Genomic DNA, 17,624 nt, shown 5'->3' on the forward strand with positions numbered 1-17,624 from the left:
ATCGCAGCACGAAGCGCCCGATGTCCGGCTCATCGACCGTTGGGACGATGTGCCGCGCGCAGAAGACAGATAACACGAGACGTCGCACCGCGAAGGGTGGGTTGCCCCGGGGAATACCGGCAGCACTCCGACGCGGGTGACGAACTGGCAAGAGACTAGACGGAGGCCGGGAAAGGCCGCCGATCGGCAAACCAGATTCGGGAACCACGCGCGAACCGGCAACATGCGTGCTCCGATGCGAGGCGCGCCGGTCGCAACGCCCAACCCGCTTCAGTCACCACGCTTCTACCTATGCTTCCAAGAGCTTTGATGCGACGAGTTGGCCTGATTTTCTCCCTGAACGACCCGCGCTGGGGGCGGGACGGCGGCGGCGATACGCCGTCCGGCAATCAGGAGCCGAATCGCCCCGACCGGGCGAACAATCCGAATTCGCAAGATCAGAAGGAACCGCAGCGCGGACCGCAAGGCCCGCAGCAGGACGGCCCGCCTGATCTCGACGAGTTGTGGCGCGATTTCAATCGCCGTCTGAACCGTATCTTCGGCCGTAAGAACGGCGGGGGCGGTAATGGCGGTTCGAACAATAGTTTCTCCGGTGGCTCGCGAGGTTCGGGTATCGGTGTCGGCGTTGTCGTCGCACTCGCGTTCCTGATCTGGCTGGCGACGGGCGTGTTCATCGTCCAGGAAGGTCAGGTCGGTGTCGTCACCCAGTTCGGCAAGTACAAGTACACGACGACGTCGGGTATCCAGTGGCGTTTGCCGTACCCGTTCCAGTCGGTCGAGGTCGTCAACATGTCGCAGATCCGGTCCGTGGAAATCGGTCGTTCCAACACGATTCGGGATACGGATCTCAAGGACTCGTCGATGCTCACGGGCGATGAAAACATCATCGATGTGCGCTTCGCCGTGCAGTACCGGATCAAGGACGCGACCGAGTTCCTGTTCAATAACGTGGACGCCGAAGCGTCGGTGAATCTGGCGGCGCAAACGGCTGTGCGCGAGATCGTCGGCAAGAGCAAGATGGACTTCGTGCTCTACGCCGGTCGTGAAGAAATCGCGAACGAACTCGTGACGTCGATTCAACGCATTCTCGACAGCTACAAGACGGGCATTCTCGTAACGAGCGTCACGATGCAGAGCGTTCAACCGCCTGAGCAGGTGCAAGCGGCGTTCGACGATGCCGTGAAGGCCGGTCAGGATCTGGAGCGTGCGAAGAACGAAGCGCAAGCCTATGCCAACGACGTGATTCCGCGTGCTAAGGGTACGGCGTCGCGTCTGACGGAAGAGGCCGCCGGTTACAAGGCGCGTGTGGTGTCACAGGCTCAAGGTGACGCCGATCGCTTCAAGTCGGTGCAGGAAGCCTATGCCAAGGCGCCCGGTGTGATCCGCGAGCGTATGTACCTCGATACGATGCAGCAGATCTACTCGCGCACCACCAAGATCATGGTGGATTCGAAGAACAACAGTTTGTTGTATCTGCCGTTGGACAAGATCATGGAACGCACGCGCAGCGACGCGTCGACCCCGGCGCCGGCATCCGGTGCAGGTACGGGGGCGGCTGCGGGAGCGCCTGCCGCTGATGACAACAATGATGTCGACCATGATCGATCGCGCGCGGCACTGCGCAACCGCGACCGCGATTCACGCTAAGGGGATAAGCGCATGAACCGTATTGGAACCGTTATTGTCGCGCTGATCGTCTTGCTGATCGTGCTCGCCTCGACCATGTTCGTGGTGGACCAGCGCCGTTATGCCGTAGTGTTCTCGCTTGGCGAGATCAAGGATGTCTATAACCAGCCGGGCCTGAAGTTCAAGTTGCCGCCGCCGCTCCAGACCGTGTTGTATCTGGACAAGCGCATCATGACCATCGACAACCCGGAGCCGGAGCGCTTCATCACGGCCGAGAAGAAGAACCTGATTGTCGACTCGTACGTGAAGTGGCGCATCATCGATCCGCGCAAGTTCTATGTGAGCTTCAAGGGCGATAACCGCCTTGCACAGGATCGTCTGACGCAGCAGATTCGCTCGGCATTGCAGGAAGCGTTCACGAAGCGCACTGTGACTGAAGTCGTGTCGACGCAGCGTGATCAGGTGATGCAGTGGGTCAAGCAGAAGGTGGGCGACGAAGCTGCGCAGGTGGGTATCGAAATTGTCGACGTGCGTATGCGTCGGGTCGACCTCGCCGCCGGTATCAGCGATTCGGTGTATAGCCGGATGGCCGCCGAGCGTAAGCGCGTGGCGAACGAACTGCGTTCGACGGGCGCTGCCGAAGCCGAGCAGATCCGTGCCGACGCCGATCGTCAGCGTGATGTGACTGTTGCCGAAGCGTATGCCAAAGCCCAGCAGGTCAAGGGTGAGGGCGACGCCGCTGCCGCAAACATCTATGCGCAGGCATTCGGCCGTGATCCGCAGTTCGCTCAGTTCTATCAGAGTCTCGAAGCGTACAAGGCGACCTTCCGTGACAAGAGGGACGTGATCATCGCCGACCCGAACAGCGATTTCTTCCGATTTATGCGCGGTTCCGGTGGTGCTGGCGCGCCGGCCGGAAAAGCGGGAAAATAACGCCTCTGACATCCGAGTAGCTGCCACCGCCCGCGTCAACGCGGGCGGTGGCGTTTTGGCCGAGTCCCCCTGTGACCAGCAGCACAATCATTCTCGCTTTCGCCCTCATGCTGATCGTCGAGGGACTGTTTCCGTTTGTCGCCCCGGACCGGTGGCGGCAAAGTTTTCGTAAAATAACGGAAATGCCGTCCGGCCAGATTCGTTTCTTCGGCCTGGCCGCTGTCCTGCTAGGGCTGGTTCTGATGCTGCTGGTCGATTAATCAAAGGCGCTTTTTGCGCGCCGTCTGAATTCCGAAATTCCCATGCCTAACTGGCTACTTCCCGAAAATATCGCCGACGTGCTGCCGTCCGAGGCGCGCAAGATCGAAGATCTGCGCCGTCTCATGCTCGATCGCTTCCGTACCTATGGCTACGAACTCGTGATGCCGCCGATGCTCGAGTACGTCGAGTCGCTACTCACCGGTACCGGTCATGACCTCGATCTGCGCACGTTCAAGCTCGTCGATCAGCTCTCGGGGCGTACCATGGGCCTGCGCGCGGACATCACGCCGCAGATCGCGCGGATCGATGCGCATTTGTTGAACCGGAAGGGCGTGACGCGTCTGTGCTATGCGGGAAGCGTGTTGTTCACCCGTCCGCGCAATCTGCTTGCGACGCGCGAGCCGTTCCAGATCGGTGCCGAAATCTTCGGTCACAGTGGGCTGGAGGCCGATCTCGAAATTCAGGAATTGTTGCTGTTCTGCTTGCAACTGGCTGGCCTGAAACAGATTCGTATCGATCTCTGCCACGCGGGCGTGCTGGAGGCGTTGCTGGAGGGGGTTCCGGCGGCCGAAGCTATTGAAAGCCAATTGTTTGGCGCACTGGCGACCAAAGACGTGCCGCAGTTGCAGGAGCTGACGCGCGACCTTCCCGAGCATGTTCGCGATGCCCTGCTAAGCTTGACCACGTTGTATGGTGAGCCGGCCGAAACACTCGCTCGTGCGCGTAAGGTTCTGCCGGACCTGCCCGGCGTGACGTCGGCATTGAACGACCTGGCATATCTGGCTGAATCGCAAGGCCAGGGTGGCCCGGCGGTACTGTCGATCGATCTGGCCGATCTGCGTGGCTATCAATATCACAGCGGTGTGATGTTCGCCGCCTACGTGGACGGCATTCCCAACGCCATCGCTCGCGGAGGCCGTTACGACAAGGTCGGTCAAGCGTTCGGTCGTGATCGGCCGGCGACCGGTTTTTCGCTCGATTTGCGCGAGTTGGCGGCGATTTCGCCAGTCGAAGCGCGTAGTAACGCGATTTTGGCGCCGGCGGACGATGTGCCGGGCTTGCGTACCAAAATCGACAGCCTGCGTGATGCGGGGGAGGTCGTCATCCGCATGCTGCCGGGCCACGCTCAGGATTTCGAGGAATTCACGGGAGACCGTGTTCTCGTCGAAAAAGATGGCCAGTGGGTTGTGACGCCCCGGTGAATTCGCTGAAAAAAGCGGCACTCGCCTGCGCCAACACGGGTAGAATACGTTTTTAACCAAACCAACTATTGTTATGTCCGGCAATGCTTTGAATCAGGGACGCAACGTCGTCGTTATCGGAACCCAATGGGGCGACGAAGGTAAGGGTAAGGTCGTCGACTGGCTGACCGATCACGCGCAAGGCGTGGTGCGTTTCCAAGGGGGCCACAATGCCGGACATACGCTCATCATCGGCGGTAAGAAGACCATCCTGCGTCTGATTCCGTCGGGCATCATGCACAAGGACGTCACGTGCTACATCGGTAACGGTGTCGTGCTGTCGCCCGAAGCGCTGTTCAAGGAAATCGAAGAGCTCGAAAGCGCCGGCCTGAACGTTTGTGGCCGTCTGCGCATTTCCGAGGCCTGCACGCTGATCCTCCCGTATCACGTTGCCATCGACCAGGCGCGCGAAGCCCGTCGCGGCGCGAGCAAGATCGGCACGACCGGTCGCGGCATTGGCCCGGCCTACGAAGACAAGGTCGGTCGCCGTGCGCTGCGCGTGCAGGATCTGTTCGATCCGAAGACGTTCGCCGAACGTCTGCGCGAAAACCTCGATTACCATAACTTTGTTTTGACCCAGTATCTGGGCGCGCCGGCTGTCGACTTCCAGGAAACGCTGGATAAGATGCTGAGCTACGCCGAGCGTCTGCGTCCGATGATCGCTGACGTTTCTCAAGAGCTTTACGCGGTCAACCGCGCTGGCGGCAAACTGCTGTTCGAAGGTGCACAAGGCACGTTGCTCGACATCGATCACGGCACCTATCCGTTCGTGACGAGCAGCAACTGTGTTGCTGGCGCGGCTTCGGCAGGTGCTGGTGTGGGCCCGCAGCAGCTTCACTATGTGCTGGGCATCACGAAGGCTTATTGCACGCGCGTTGGCGCTGGTCCGTTCCCGAGCGAACTGTACGACGCGGATAACGCCGCCCGTCAGGAAGCCATCGGTCTGCAACTGGCAACGGTCGGCAAGGAGTTCGGTTCGGTCACGGGCCGTCCGCGCCGCACGGGCTGGATGGATGCCGCCGCACTCAAGCGCTCGATCCAGATCAACGGTGTGACGGGCCTGTGCATGACGAAGCTCGATGTGCTGGATGGCCTGGAGACGGTGCGTCTGTGCGTGGGCTACAAGATCGACGGCAAGTCGGTGGATATCCTGCCGCGCGGCGCTGTCGACGTGGCGCGTTGCGAGCCGGTGTACGAGGACTTCCCGGGCTGGTCGCAAAGCACTGTGGGTGTGACGTCGTGGGATCAACTGCCGGTTCAGGCGCAGAACTATCTGAAGCGTATCGAGGAAGTGAGCGGTATTCCGATCGATATGGTGTCGACGGGTCCGGATCGTGACGAAACGATCCTGTTGCGCCACCCCTTCAAGAACTGAAAAACAGCAGGACTGGCAAGACACACCATGAATCAGCCCCAAAACGACGATAAGAACCTCTGGGTCTCGTGGGACGAATACCATCGACTGGTTGAGCGCCTGGCGCTCAAGGTCTATGAGTCCAACTGGAAGTTCGACAAGATCCTGTGTCTGGCCCGTGGTGGCTTGCGCGTGGGCGATCAGCTCGCGCGCATCTACGACGTGCCGCTCGCGATTCTGGCAACGAGTTCGTATCGGGAAGCCGAAGGCACCATTCGTGGTGACCTCGACATCGCTCAGTACATCACCATCACGCGCGGCGAGCTTGAGGGCCGTGTGCTGCTGGTCGATGATCTGGTCGATTCCGGGGTGACGCTTGAGCGTGTTGGCAAGCACCTCAAGGAGCGTTTCCCGAAGGTGACGGACGTGCGTTCGGCGGTGCTGTGGCACAAGGCGTGCTCGAAGGTGGCGCCGGACTACGCGGTCGATTTCCTGCCGACGAATCCGTGGATTCACCAGCCGTTCGAAGAGTACGACACGCTGCGCCCGCATAACCTGTCGGCGTGGATCAAACGTGGGACCTAACAGGTTCTGAGGTACCTGGGCTTGCCGGAATGCCGGTATGCCTGATCGGGGTCTCTCCGGTCATGACAGGCGGTGACATCGAAAGATGCACCGCCTGTTTTGTTTTTGGCCACGGATTGTTCGCGCATTGGACGGTGTGCGGTGACCCCATCGAAGACGCGCTGCGCGGGACTGATCCCCCATCGGCAGTGTATTAGGCGGGCAAAACCCCTTTAGTTTGCCGCTTCATTTGGGCTTGTCGTATGGTCTGATGCGCTATTGCTTCCGTTGATGGCTGACTCCGGGCCGACTGTTTCGTCATGAACAGGTTGTTTCACCTCTTCTTGCTTTGTACCGTAGGCATTGCGAGTGCGATCGCGTTGATCAGCGTGTCGGCACACGCGGCCTCTGCCGTGGCTGGGCTACGCACGGCGAATGGATTGCGCTATGTCTACGTGACCAACCAGACGTCGATGGCCAAAGCCAAGGTGGCGGCACTGGATCGATGCCGGACGCAATTGGCGCCGGGCAGCAGGGGCGGGCGGTGCGACGTGCTGATGGCAGGGAACGGCCCGGCCTATTGGGCTGTTGTGCGTGCCAGCAACGGTGAGGTAGGTGTCGCGTTGGGTGACACGCAAGAATCCGCCGTGCAGGATGCGTTCGTGGTCTGCCAGCGGGGAGGGCAATGCGCTCTGGAGAGCGCTCAGGTCTGGTTCGACAGCGGGCAACGTCCGGGACGGCGTTTGCCGCCGCCCAAAGCGGCACAGGCGGCACCGACGCAATGCCGGATCCCGACGGGGCAGGTGGTGCGAATGCAGACGCAGTGTATTAACGGCGAATGCACCCGGACGTACGAGAATGGCTGCACCGTTCGGTTTCAGGCGGCCAGATGCCTGGATAAGGAAACGCATAGCTACGTCTGGCGTCCCAACGGATGTGACGACGATAGCTAATGGCAGCGTGAACGGTAAGGGAGTGTGCCGCTTGCAGAAAACTGGAGGGGGGCGACACGATCGTAGACTCAAGGGCGCTGACTGGGCGGTGGTAAGACGTCCGTGTGGGCCGCGTGCGTGAGTGCGAAGCACAACCCTGTACGTAGCGGCTTGCTCTCATCATGTGTGGGAACGGAAAACGGGCGTCGACTTTCGTCAGACGCCCGTTTTTTATCGACACGCTCGCCGAGTGTCAGCTTGCCGACATGCCGCTATGGCGAAGCAGGGCGTCCACTTGCGGAGCGCGGCCGCGGAAGGCAACGAACGACTCCATGGCCTCCCGGCTTCCACCGACCGCAAGAATCTCATCGCGGTAGCGCGCACCGGTCGCGGTATCCAGCACCGACCCACTGACCTTGGCTGCTTCTTCGAACGCCGAGTAAGCATCTGCGGACAGTACCTCGGCCCATTTGTAGCTGTAATACCCTGCCGCATAACCGCCGGCGAAGATATGGCTGAACGTGTTCGGCCAACGCGAAAATTCTGCCTGTGGCGTCACATGCAAACGATCGTTGATGCGGCGCGCAACCTCGAGCACAGACTCCTTGCCGTGCGGATCGAAGTCGTAGTGCAGGTGCATATCGAAGTCGGAGAACACGAGCTGACGCAGCATCATCAATCCGCTCTGGAAATTGCGTGCCGCGATCATCTTGTCGAACAACTCGCGAGGCAACGGAGCGCCGGTTTCGACATGTGCCGTCATGTGTTCGAGCACATCCCATTCCCAGCAGAAGTTCTCCATGAACTGCGACGGCAACTCCACCGCATCCCATTCGACACCGTTGATGCCTGCGACACCGGCATCTTCGACCTGCGTCAGCATGTGATGCAGGCCGTGACCGAATTCGTGGAACAGCGTGATGACGTCGTCGTGCGGCAGCAATGCAGGCTTGTCGCCAACCGGTGCCGGGAAATTGCAGACGAGATAGGCGACAGGCGTTTGCAGCGAGCCATCGTGCAGGCGCTTGCGCGTACGGGCGCTGTCCATCCATGCGCCGCCGCGTTTGCCTTCGCGTGCGAACAGGTCCATGTAGAACTGCGCGACCAGTTCGCCATCGCGTTCGATGCGGAAGAAGCGCACGTCCGGGTGCCAGGTTTCGGCGTCTTGCGGGCGGATCGTGACGCCGAACAAAGTGCCGGCGACACGGAACAGACCGTCCAGCACTTTGGGCAGCGGGAAGTATTGGCGAACTTCTGTTTCGGAGAAAGCGTAACGCTGCTGACGCAGTTTCTCCGACGCGTAAGCCGTGTCCCAAGGTTGCAGTTTGTCGATGCCGAGCGACTGTGCGGCAAAAGCCTGGAGTTCTTCCCAGTCCTGTTCGGCATAGGGTCGCGCGCGGCGAGCGAGATCTTCGAGGAACTCAAGGACTTGTGCCGGCGATTCGGCCATCTTCGGTTCGAGCGATACCTCGGCGTAATTCTTGAAGCCGAGCATTTGCGCCTCTTCTCGACGCAGCGCCAACTGCTCGACGACGATGCCGGTATTGTCCCAGCCCGCATCACCATCACCAAACTTGGGACCGAGTTCTGAGGCGCGAGTCACGTTCGCGAGATAGAGCTTTTCCCGCAGAGCGCGATTGTCTGCGTACTGAAGGACCGGGAAATACGACGGGAAATGCAGTGTGAATTTCCATCCTTCAACGCCATCGCGCTCCGCAGCCGCACGTGCGGCCGCCTTGTCGTCGTCTGGCAGGCCAGCAATTTCCTGTTCGTCGGTAATGACCAGCGAAAACTTGTTTGTGGCGTCAAGCACGTGGTCGGAAAATCGTTTGGCCAGATCCGCTTGTGCTTCCTGGATCTCGGCAAATCGCGGTTTCTGATCCTCTGGGAGCTCTGCGCCACCCAACCGGAAGCCGCGCATCTCGTTGTCGAGGATTTTCTTGCGCGCAGACGAGAGTTCGGCAAACTCCGTCCCGGCGGCGATCGCCTTGTACTTATCAAACAGCGCGAGGTTCTGGCCGACGCTTGCCGAAAACTCCGTCACGCGGGGCAGATTCTCGCTATAGGCCGCGCGCAACTCAGGCGTGTCGGCAACGGCGTTAAGGTGTCCGACGATCTCCCATGCGCGGCCCAGGCCTTCGGTGCCGTCTTCCACGGCGTCGAGAATATTGGCCCAGGTCGCCGGCGTAGTGGGATCTGCTGCCCGGTCCACCGCTGCGCGTGCCTGCTCGAGCAGCACGTCAACAGCAGGCGTGACGTGTTCCGGGCGGATTTCGGCAAAACGCGGAAGTCCTTCGATATCGAGAAGAGGATTGGTTTGCGGCGTATTCATGCGTTCGTTATCCACTTGAAGGGGCTTACGAAGAGTGTGGGGGCAACCTGTCGAATTTTCCAGTCGTTTTTTTCAACCGAAGCGATTGGTGATAATCGGTGGGAAAACGCTGCCAAACCTTGTTTTGTATGGATTTTCGGCAAAGCAGATGCAACAGACGCTGGGGTGAGCGCACAATTTGTCACTCACCGCGGACGTGTTTTTCGGGATGTTCCGATGCAATTGCCGGACATTTCGCCGTCAAAACCTGTGGGCTGTTTTGAGCCCCAATGAAAAGGGCGCGCACGACCGCTCGGTCGTGCGCGCCCTGCCATGCAGCCATCTCGTGCCGGTGATTGATGATCAGCCCAGCGCGCGCTCCGCGGCTTCGATCGTATTGACGAGCAGCATGGTGATGGTCATGGGGCCAACACCGCCGGGAACCGGCGTGATAAAGCCTGCCACTTCCTTGACGCCCTGGAAGTCGACGTCGCCGCACAGCTTGCCTTCGTCGTCACGATTCATGCCCACGTCGATGACCGCGGCACCCGGTTTGACCATGTCTGCGGTGACGATGTTGCGCTTGCCCACGGCTGCCACGATCACGTCGGCGTTGCGGGTGTGCGCGGCCAGATCACGAGTCTTGCTGTTGCAAATCGTGACGGTCGCACCTGCCTGAAGCAGCATCATGGCCATCGGCTTGCCCACGATGTTCGATGCGCCAATCACGACGGCGACCGCGCCACGCAGCGGGAATTCCACCGATTCGAGCATCTTCATGCAGCCATAAGGCGTGCACGGGCGGAAAAGCGGTGCACCGGTCATCAACGCGCCAGCGTTCGACACGTGGAAGCCATCGACGTCTTTTTCCGGTGCAATGGCTTCGAGCACCTTGTGGCTGTCGATGTGCTTGGGCAGCGGCAGTTGCACGAGAATGCCGTTGATCTTCGGATCGCGGTTCAATTCATCGATACGCGCGAGCAGGGCGCTTTCCGTCAGGTCTGCTGGGTAGCGATCGAGCGACGAATACAGGCCATTGTCTTCGCATGCCTTAACCTTGTTGCGCACATAGACCTGACTGGCGAGATCCTCGCCAACGAGGACCACGGCGAGGCCTGGCTGGTGGCCACGGGCAGTGAGGGCGGCGGCGCGCGTGGCGACTTCGGCGCGAATGCGTTTGGCGAGGGCGTTGCCGTCGATGAGGGTGGCGGTCATGATGCGTGGATGTCGTATGAAGGATGGGGGCAGGCCCGCAGGCCGGATGCAGCAGCGCCAGTCACGTGGGTGACATGAGCAAAGACCGTATTATAGCGGCGCGATGGGGCCGGCGGGAGAGGGCTGTCGGCCGTCCCGGCGGGATAGGCGCGTGCAAGCGCGGAAGGGAGCGACGGGCGGCTGATGCGCCCGTCGGTGCTGCCAAATCAGACGCCGGTCAACGAATGAGCGCGGCGCTGTTCATGCAACGGCAGTCATGCCTTCGACTGACTCAGGGGCGGGGCGAGCCGCTCGAACGCTTCGACAGCGCGAGACGAAGCAGATCGGCAACGGTGTTGACGTTCAGCTTTTCCATGATGTTGGCGCGATGCGCTTCGACCGTCTTGATGCTGATGCCGAGATCGTCGGCGATCTGCTTGTTCAGGCGGCCGGCAATGATGCGTTCCAATACCTGATGCTCGCGGCTGGTGAGCTTTCTCAGCAATTCCTCTGCCGCTTGCTGTTCCCGATGGCTGCTGGCTTCCTGGCGAGCCTTCGACAGCATCTTTTCGACTTGCAAACGAAGTTCGGCTTCGTCGAACGGCTTTTCGATGAAATCCATCGCACCCTTCTTCATCGTCTCGACGGCCATCGGCACGTCGCCGTGCCCTGTCACGAAGATGATCGGAAGATTGATGTTTCGCTCGATCAACGCGTCCTGGAGCTCAAGACCACTCATGCCCGGCATGCGGACATCGAGGATCAGGCAGCCCACGAGGTTGTTGGGGCGATTGCTCTGGGTCACGTCGCCGCAGAACTGAAGAAAATCGTCTGCACTGCCAAAGCCTCGCACGTGATACCCATTGGCTTCGAGAAGCCAGCGAAGCGAGTCGCGGACAGCCTCGTCGTCATCGACGACAAAGACGGTTTCTTGATCGGTATTGATATTGGGTGTCGTCATAGTCCTCCCCCGGATCCGGATGTCGTATCGCTTTCTAACGGTAACAGAATACAAAAAGTACAACCATTCCGCACGCCGTCGATTTCATTGTTTTCTACCCACAGACGGCCGTGATGCGATTCGATGATCGAACGGCAAATATTCAGGCCCATGCCCATGCCGTCCGACTTAGTACTAAAGAACGGTTCAAACAGTCGTTCGATAGTCGCTTCGTCGACGCCAGGCCCGTGATCGGATACCTGGAATTCGACGGATTTGTCCCGTCTTTCCACGTGCAGGCGCACGGTCGGATCGCGTCGCTGACCGGGCGGCGGCGTATAGCCGTGCATGGCCTCCGCAGCGTTCTTGAGCAGGTTCATCAGGACCTGCTCGATCAGCACCGGGTCGACGTTGATCTGTGGCAGTCCTGCCGGAAGCTCGGTGACGATGCGAATGCGGCGTTTGCGTGCCTCGATCTCGGCGAGGCCCACGGCATCTGCCACGATCTCATAGATCGATGACGGTTGACGTTTCGGTTCGCTACGCTTCACGAACGCGCGAATCCGCTTGATGATCATGCCAGCCCGTACGGCTTGCTGAGACGTTTTTTCGAGCGCAGGCAGTAAGGTTTCCGGCGACGTGCGGCCCGCACGCACCAGCGCGGCGGTGCCCATGCAGTAATTGTTGATGGCGGCAAGCGGCTGGTTCAGCTCGTGGGCGAGCGAGGAGGCCATTTCGCCCATCGTCGTCAAACGTCCCGTAAATTGCAGGCGTTCTTCTTCCTGGCGGGCGAGCTCTTCCGCGTGGCGTCGCGCCGTAATGTCCGTCGCCACCTGCAGCTGCGCGAGGTGTCCGTCGACCCATTGGATGTATTGACGTCGGACTTCGAACCATTTCTGATGCGTGGGCAGGTAGATTTCCTGCGTTTCTGCGGCCGTATCGGTCAGCGACGCTGCGGGCAGTCCGGCAAACGCGTCGACCATGTCGATGTGGTCGAGCGATGTCGGTGATAGTTCGCCGCCGCCGGACAATTCGAGATGGCCCTCGGGGCGAGTGCCGAACAATTGCCGGTAGTAGCGGTTTGCAAAGAGCAGTTCGGCCTTGTCGACGGCGAGCACCGACACCGAGGCATCAAGGCTTTCCAGCACCGTCGTGAATCGTTCGTGGGCGGCGGCAAGTTCTTCGCGCGCCCGCTTGGGTTCGCTGATGTCCGTGAGCGAGGACATCCAGCCGGTCTGGCGGCCGTGGGCATCCACGAGCGGCGAGACGAACATGCGCGCATAGAAAATCGTACCGTCCTTGCGCTGCACTCGAATTTCAAAGCCATGAGACGGCGCTTTGCCACGCAGCGTCATATCGATGCGGCGTTGCATTTCGTGGATATCGTCTTTGGGCCAGTACGGATAGGGCGGTGCACGATTCATGAGATCGGGCTCGTCCCAGCCCGTCATGCGGCAAAACGCCGGGTTCACGTAGGTGATGTGACCCTGAAGGTCGAGCACTCGCATCCCGATCACGATGGAGTTTTCCATCGCGCGTCGGAAAGACGTCTCATTGAACAGCGCCTGCTGTGCCTCGAATCGCTGGCGAGTGTGCCGCCACAGGCTCCATAGACTCCACAGCACGAAGCAGGACAGCCCCGCGATCAACCATACCAGCGTGTTGTTGACGAAGTTGCCGACGGCCGGATACGAGTAGATCCGCACCGCGAGACTATGCCCTGGTGGATCCAGCAGCAGTTCGTAGGAGACGTCGCGAGGCAACGGCGGTCGGGTGGGGGTCGTGGCGAGCTCGTTGTTATGCGTGTCGATGAACGACACCTTGAACTTGTCGCCCAGTTCCTGCGGTAGTTCGTGGATCAGCAGCCCTTCGACCGAATAAACCGCGCTGATGGTGCCGAGAAACTCTCGTTCCCGTAATACCGGCACCTGCACGACGATGTAGCTTGCCCCGGAGGCGTCGTAGATCAGCGTGGAATAGGCGGAGCGTCGGGAGTCGCGCGCTGCGCGAAACGCCACCAGGAGTTCGTCCTCCATCGGGTGTTGCGCCGAGCCTTGCAGACGCGAGGCGAACGGGGAGTCGGCGGGGACGGCCCATTTCGGTCGCTGCGACGCGTCGAGCCAGTTCATGAAGACGATGTCCGCATGATTCTGCATCAACTCGCTAGCCGTGTTCTGGAAGTGCGCGACGTCCTGAGGTTTGGCAGCCGTGTCGCGCGCAAGGGAACTGATCTGGTCCTGGATGGCCAGCATGTTAAGGCGGATCTGCTGCTGCGCCCACGCGACGTTCCGATACAGGGTGTCCTGCTGCTGCTCCGTTTCCCGGCGGTTCAGACTCCACAGGATCAAGCTCATCACCACGAGGAAGATCACAATGGAGACGAGCGGCACCAGCAAGTAGTAATGCGACTCCGCAAACCCCTGCAACCAACGGTTGGAGCGGGCTGGCGTAGCAGCGGACCGGGACGGCGGGGAGGAGTTTGCGAGGCGTGGCGAAAGCATGGCGAGATTGTAGCGCAGGCCAGCCCGTTTCCCGCTGTCATAGTCGGTCGAGCGCTGCTTTTCGGAAGTGTCCGATCTTTTCGGTAAGAATGCCGCTCAAAGTCCTCTCAAGACCGACCGGTACGCTTGCGATTCGTGATCTGATGGGGTCGGCAACCCTTTGATTTTATGTGCACCGCAGCAGAATTCCGTATTGTGAAAATTGCTATCGTAATCTGAAATTTCGCTTGCGAAGGCGGGAATATCCTTCGTACAATGCCCCGGTAAAAATGCCGGTAGGCCCGTCCATGAAGCGGGTTACGACCATTAATGCCAACCCGCTAACGACAGACAAGGAGACACCATGTCCGCCGTACCTGAAGAAGCCCTGAAGATCGTATCCCCTGCGGACGCCGATCCCCAAGAAACGCAAGAATGGCTGGCCTCGCTCGAAGGCGTGCTGGCTGCCGAAGGCCCGGAGCGCGCGCACTACCTGCTCGAGAAGCTGATCGAGTTCGCTCGTATCAACGGTGAGCATCACCCGTTCTCGGCAAACACCCCCTACATCAACACCATCCCCGTCGACCAGCAAGCCCGTATTCCGGGTGATCAGGACGTCGAGCACACGATTCGCTCGTACACCCGCTGGAATGCGATCGCGATGGTGCTGCGTGCCGGTAAGGACACGAACGTCGGCGGTCACATCGCCTCGTTCGCCTCGGCCGCAACGCTTTACGACGTCGGTTTCAATCACTTCTGGCATGCGCCGTCCGACAAGCACGGTGGTGATCTGGTGTTCGTCCAGGGTCACTCGTCGCCGGGCGTGTACAGCCGCGCGTTCCTGCTGGGCCGTCTCGAAATGACCCAGCTCGAGAACTTCCGTCAGGAAGTGGACGGCGGCGGTCTGTCGTCGTATCCGCACCCGTGGCTGATGCCGGACTTCTGGCAATTCCCGACGGTGTCGATGGGTCTGGGTCCGATCATGGCGATCTACCAGGCGCGCTTCATGAAGTACCTCGAGTCGCGTTCCATCGTGAAGACCGAAGGCCGCAAGGTCTGGGCGTTCCTCGGCGACGGTGAGACGGATGAGCCGGAATCGCTGGGCGCGATCGGCATGGCCGGTCGCGAGCAGCTCGACAACCTCGTGTTCGTGATCAACTGTAACCTGCAGCGCCTGGACGGTCCGGTGCGCGGTAACGGCAAGATCATTCAGGAACTCGAATCCGAATTCCGTGGCGCCGGCTGGAACGTGATCAAGGTGATCTGGGGCAGCCGCTGGGATTCGCTGCTTGCCCGCGACAAGCAGGGCTTGCTCATGAAGCGCATGATGGAATGCGTGGACGGCGAATATCAGACGTACAAGTCCAAGGACGGCGCTTTCGTTCGCGAGCATTTCTTCAATACGCCGGCATTGAAGGCCATGGTGGCTGACTGGTCGGATGAGGACATCTGGGCGCTGAACCGTGGTGGTCACGATCCGCACAAGATCTACGCCGCGTATCAGGCTGCGACGACCCACAAGGGTCAGCCGACCGTCATTCTGGCCAAGACCATCAAGGGCTATGGCATGGGTGAAGCCGGTCAGGCCATGAACATCACCCACCAGCAGAAAAAGATGCCGGTGGAGTCGCTCAAGAAGTTCCGCGACCAGTTCAAGCTGCCGATTTCGGACGATCAGATTGCCGACGTGCCGTACCTCAAGTTTGAGGATGGTTCGAAGGAACTGGAGTACATGCGCGCTCGCCGTATGGAGCTCGGTGGCTATCTGCCGCAGCGCCGTACCAAGGCTGCCTCGCTGCCGGTCCCGGCGCTGAACGCGTTTGATGCACTGCTCAAGGCGACCGCCGAAGGCCGTGAGATTTCGACGACGATGGCGTTCGTGCGTATTCTCAATGTGCTGCTCAAGGACAAGGCGCTGGGCCAGCGCATCGTGCCGATCGTGCCGGACGAGTCCCGCACCTTCGGTATGGAAGGCCTGTTCCGCCAGATCGGTATCTGGAGCCAGGTCGGTCAGCGCTACATCCCGCAGGATCAGGATCAACTGATGTTCTACAAGGAATCTGAAAACGGTCAGATTCTGCAGGAAGGCATCAATGAAGCCGGTGGTATGTGCGACTGGATCGCAGCCGCGACGTCGTACTCGACGCACGGCGAGACGATGATCCCGTTCTACATCTTCTACTCGATGTTCGGCTTCCAGCGTATCGGCGATCTGGCGTGGGCTGCTGGCGACATGCGCGCTCGCGGTTTCCTCGTGGGCGGCACGGCCGGTCGTACGACGCTGAACGGCGAAGGTCTTCAGCACGAAGACGGTCACTCGCTGCTGTGGGCATCGTCGATCCCGAATTGCCTGCCGTACGATCCGACGTTCGCGTATGAACTCGCTGTGATCGTTCAGGATGGCCTGCGTCGCATGGTGCAGGATCAGGAGGACGTGTATTACTACCTGACGGTGATGAACGAAAACTACGCACACCCGGCCATGCCGGAAGGCGTGGAGCAGGACATCCTGAAGGGTATGTACGCTTTCCGTCGCGGTACGGACAACGGCAAGGCACCGCGCGTGCAACTGCTGGGTTCGGGCACGATCTTCAACGAAGTGATTGCCGCCGCTGAAATGCTCAAGAACGATTGGGGCGTCGAGTCGGACCTGTGGAGCTGCCCGAGCTTCACGGAGCTGGCCCGCGAAGGTAACGACGTCACGCGTCACAACCTGCTGCACCCGACCGAGACGGCGCGCCTGTCGCATGTCGAGAAGTGCCTCAATGAAACGCGTGGTCCGGTCATTGCATCGACCGACTACATCCGTACTTACGCAGATCAGATTCGTCCGTTCGTCCGTGGCCGCTACGTGGTCCTGGGTACCGACGGTTATGGTCGCTCGGATACGCGTGAAAAGCTGCGTCACTTCTTCGAGGTGGATCGTAACTGGGTCACGGTTGCGGCGCTCAAGGCACTGGCCGACGAAGGCACGCTGCCGGCAAGCAAGGTTGCCGAAGCCATCGCCAAGTACAACCTGGATCCGAATAAACCCAACCCGATGACCGTCTAAAGGCCGCTGCATGCAGCGAGCGCCTGTTGGCCGCCCCCCAGCGGCAGGCAGGCGCATGCTGCATGTCAAGCGCAGCCTCGAGGAGACTGTGGAAAATGAGTCAAGTGATCGAAGTGAAAGTCCCCGATATCGGTGACTTCAAGGACTTGCCCGTAATCGAAGTGCTGGTGAAGGCGGGCGACAAGATCGACGCCGAGCAGGCCCTGATCACGCTGGAGTCGGACAAGGCCACCATGGATGTGCCGAGCCCGGCCGCGGGCGTCATCAAGGCGCTTAGCCTGAAGGTTGGCGACGAAGTATCCGAAGGTTCCGTCATTCTGACGCTCGAGACGGCGAACGGCTCGGCCGCGCAAGCTAATGGTGCCGCGGCACCTGTGCCTGCTGCTGCACCGCAAGCCGCACCGGCAGCACCTGCCGCAGCGCCTGCACCGGCTGCCGCGCCGGCGGCGCCGCAGGCGGCCGGTGGCACGAGCAAGATCGACGTGAAGGTGCCGGATATCGGTGGCTACGACGATGTGCCTGTGATCGAAGTGCTGGTCAAGGTGGGCGACACCGTGACGGCCGAGCAATCGCTGGTGACGCTGGAGTCGGACAAGGCGTCGATGGATGTGCCGAGCCCGGCCGCTGGCGTTGTGAAGGAACTGAAGGTGAACGTCGGCGACAAGGTCTCCGAAGGTTCGCTGATTCTGGTGCTCGAAGGTGCCGCAGCGGCGGCACCTGCTGCATCGGCGAAGGA

The 17,624-nt window shown here is 60.4% G+C and carries 13 protein-coding genes; 9 read left to right on the top strand and 4 right to left on the bottom strand.

Translation table 11 applies throughout. The features are described from left to right. The first annotated feature begins 309 nt into the window (after nucleotides 1-309). The 7 genes from hflK to A9762_RS27750 all read left to right on the top strand — a co-directional run bounded on the left by hflK (nucleotide 310) and on the right by A9762_RS27750 (nucleotide 6,932). Nucleotides 310-1,647, top strand: a complete 1,338-nt coding sequence (hflK, locus tag A9762_RS27720) for an FtsH protease activity modulator HflK (protein WP_240493737.1) — start codon at nucleotides 310-312, stop codon at nucleotides 1,645-1,647. A gap of 12 nt (nucleotides 1,648-1,659) precedes the next feature. Further along, nucleotides 1,660-2,559: a protease modulator HflC gene (hflC, locus tag A9762_RS27725; RefSeq protein ID WP_069345150.1), complete on the top strand. Its 900-nt coding sequence runs from the start codon at nucleotides 1,660-1,662 to the stop codon at nucleotides 2,557-2,559. A 71-nt stretch (nucleotides 2,560-2,630) separates the two neighbouring features. Further along, entirely contained in the window at nucleotides 2,631-2,819 is a 189-nt protein-coding gene (locus tag A9762_RS27730) for a DUF2065 domain-containing protein (protein ID WP_069345151.1), read from the top strand. A 42-nt stretch (nucleotides 2,820-2,861) separates the two neighbouring features. Beyond that, entirely contained in the window at nucleotides 2,862-4,022 is a 1,161-nt protein-coding gene (locus A9762_RS27735) for an ATP phosphoribosyltransferase regulatory subunit (protein ID WP_069345152.1), read from the top strand. A 73-nt stretch (nucleotides 4,023-4,095) separates the two neighbouring features. Then, nucleotides 4,096-5,436 carry an adenylosuccinate synthase gene (locus tag A9762_RS27740; RefSeq protein ID WP_069345153.1) on the top strand — a complete coding sequence of 447 codons (1,341 nt, stop codon included), beginning with the start codon at nucleotides 4,096-4,098 and terminating at the stop codon, nucleotides 5,434-5,436. Between the two features lie 27 nt (nucleotides 5,437-5,463). After that, entirely contained in the window at nucleotides 5,464-6,000 is a 537-nt protein-coding gene (locus tag A9762_RS27745; RefSeq protein WP_069345154.1) for a phosphoribosyltransferase, read from the top strand. Between the two features lie 299 nt (nucleotides 6,001-6,299). Beyond that, nucleotides 6,300-6,932, top strand: coding sequence for a DUF4189 domain-containing protein (locus A9762_RS27750; RefSeq protein ID WP_069345155.1), 633 nt, complete (start codon nucleotides 6,300-6,302; stop codon nucleotides 6,930-6,932). A gap of 232 nt (nucleotides 6,933-7,164) precedes the next feature. Here the strand turns inward: A9762_RS27750 and A9762_RS27755 are convergent, their stop codons facing one another. From A9762_RS27755 to A9762_RS27770, 4 genes are all read right to left on the bottom strand, one after another. Then, on the bottom strand, nucleotides 7,165-9,243 hold the full coding sequence (locus tag A9762_RS27755) for a M3 family metallopeptidase (RefSeq protein ID WP_069345156.1): 2,079 nt from the start codon (nucleotides 9,241-9,243) through the stop codon (nucleotides 7,165-7,167). Between the two features lie 342 nt (nucleotides 9,244-9,585). Continuing rightward, complete coding sequence (gene folD, locus A9762_RS27760) at nucleotides 9,586-10,437, bottom strand: bifunctional methylenetetrahydrofolate dehydrogenase/methenyltetrahydrofolate cyclohydrolase FolD (protein WP_069345157.1); 852 nt, start codon at nucleotides 10,435-10,437, stop codon at nucleotides 9,586-9,588. Between the two features lie 271 nt (nucleotides 10,438-10,708). Next, the gene (locus tag A9762_RS27765; protein WP_069345158.1) at nucleotides 10,709-11,377 is read right to left on the bottom strand and encodes a response regulator transcription factor; all 669 of its coding nucleotides are present in this window, start codon (nucleotides 11,375-11,377) and stop codon (nucleotides 10,709-10,711) included. Further along, nucleotides 11,374-13,857 (bottom strand): PAS domain S-box protein, encoded by a 2,484-nt coding sequence (locus A9762_RS27770; RefSeq protein ID WP_240493738.1) that lies wholly within the window; start codon nucleotides 13,855-13,857, stop codon nucleotides 11,374-11,376. Before A9762_RS27770 ends, A9762_RS27765 begins: the two co-directional genes overlap by 4 nt. A 343-nt stretch (nucleotides 13,858-14,200) precedes the next feature. Here A9762_RS27770 and aceE point away from each other — a divergent pair, with 343 nt between their 5' ends. Then, on the top strand, nucleotides 14,201-16,888 hold the full coding sequence (aceE, locus tag A9762_RS27775; RefSeq protein WP_069345160.1) for a pyruvate dehydrogenase (acetyl-transferring), homodimeric type: 2,688 nt from the start codon (nucleotides 14,201-14,203) through the stop codon (nucleotides 16,886-16,888). Nucleotides 16,889-16,983: 95 nt separating this feature from the next. Then, nucleotides 16,984-17,624 (top strand): biotin/lipoyl-containing protein (locus A9762_RS27780; protein WP_305778323.1); only part of this gene is annotated, 641 nt, incomplete at its 3' end.

Origin of the sequence: Pandoraea sp. ISTKB (genome assembly GCF_001721285.1) — a bacterium.
In the GTDB taxonomy this organism is placed as follows: Bacteria; Pseudomonadota; Gammaproteobacteria; order Burkholderiales; family Burkholderiaceae; genus Pandoraea; species Pandoraea capi.

Coding starts and splice junctions, on each gene's coding strand:
- aceE (WP_069345160.1), top strand. CDS start 14,201: ATGTCCGCCGTACCTGAAGAAGCCCTGAAGATCGTATCCCCTGCGGAC.
- hflK (WP_240493737.1), top strand. CDS start 310: ATGCGACGAGTTGGCCTGATTTTCTCCCTGAACGACCCGCGCTGGGGG.
- A9762_RS27750 (WP_069345155.1), top strand. CDS start 6,300: ATGAACAGGTTGTTTCACCTCTTCTTGCTTTGTACCGTAGGCATTGCG.
- A9762_RS27735 (WP_069345152.1), top strand. CDS start 2,862: ATGCCTAACTGGCTACTTCCCGAAAATATCGCCGACGTGCTGCCGTCC.
- A9762_RS27765 (WP_069345158.1), bottom strand. CDS start 11,377: ATGACGACACCCAATATCAATACCGATCAAGAAACCGTCTTTGTCGTC.
- hflC (WP_069345150.1), top strand. CDS start 1,660: ATGAACCGTATTGGAACCGTTATTGTCGCGCTGATCGTCTTGCTGATC.
- A9762_RS27740 (WP_069345153.1), top strand. CDS start 4,096: ATGTCCGGCAATGCTTTGAATCAGGGACGCAACGTCGTCGTTATCGGA.
- A9762_RS27770 (WP_240493738.1), bottom strand. CDS start 13,857: ATGCTTTCGCCACGCCTCGCAAACTCCTCCCCGCCGTCCCGGTCCGCT.
- folD (WP_069345157.1), bottom strand. CDS start 10,437: ATGACCGCCACCCTCATCGACGGCAACGCCCTCGCCAAACGCATTCGC.
- A9762_RS27755 (WP_069345156.1), bottom strand. CDS start 9,243: ATGAATACGCCGCAAACCAATCCTCTTCTCGATATCGAAGGACTTCCG.
- A9762_RS27745 (WP_069345154.1), top strand. CDS start 5,464: ATGAATCAGCCCCAAAACGACGATAAGAACCTCTGGGTCTCGTGGGAC.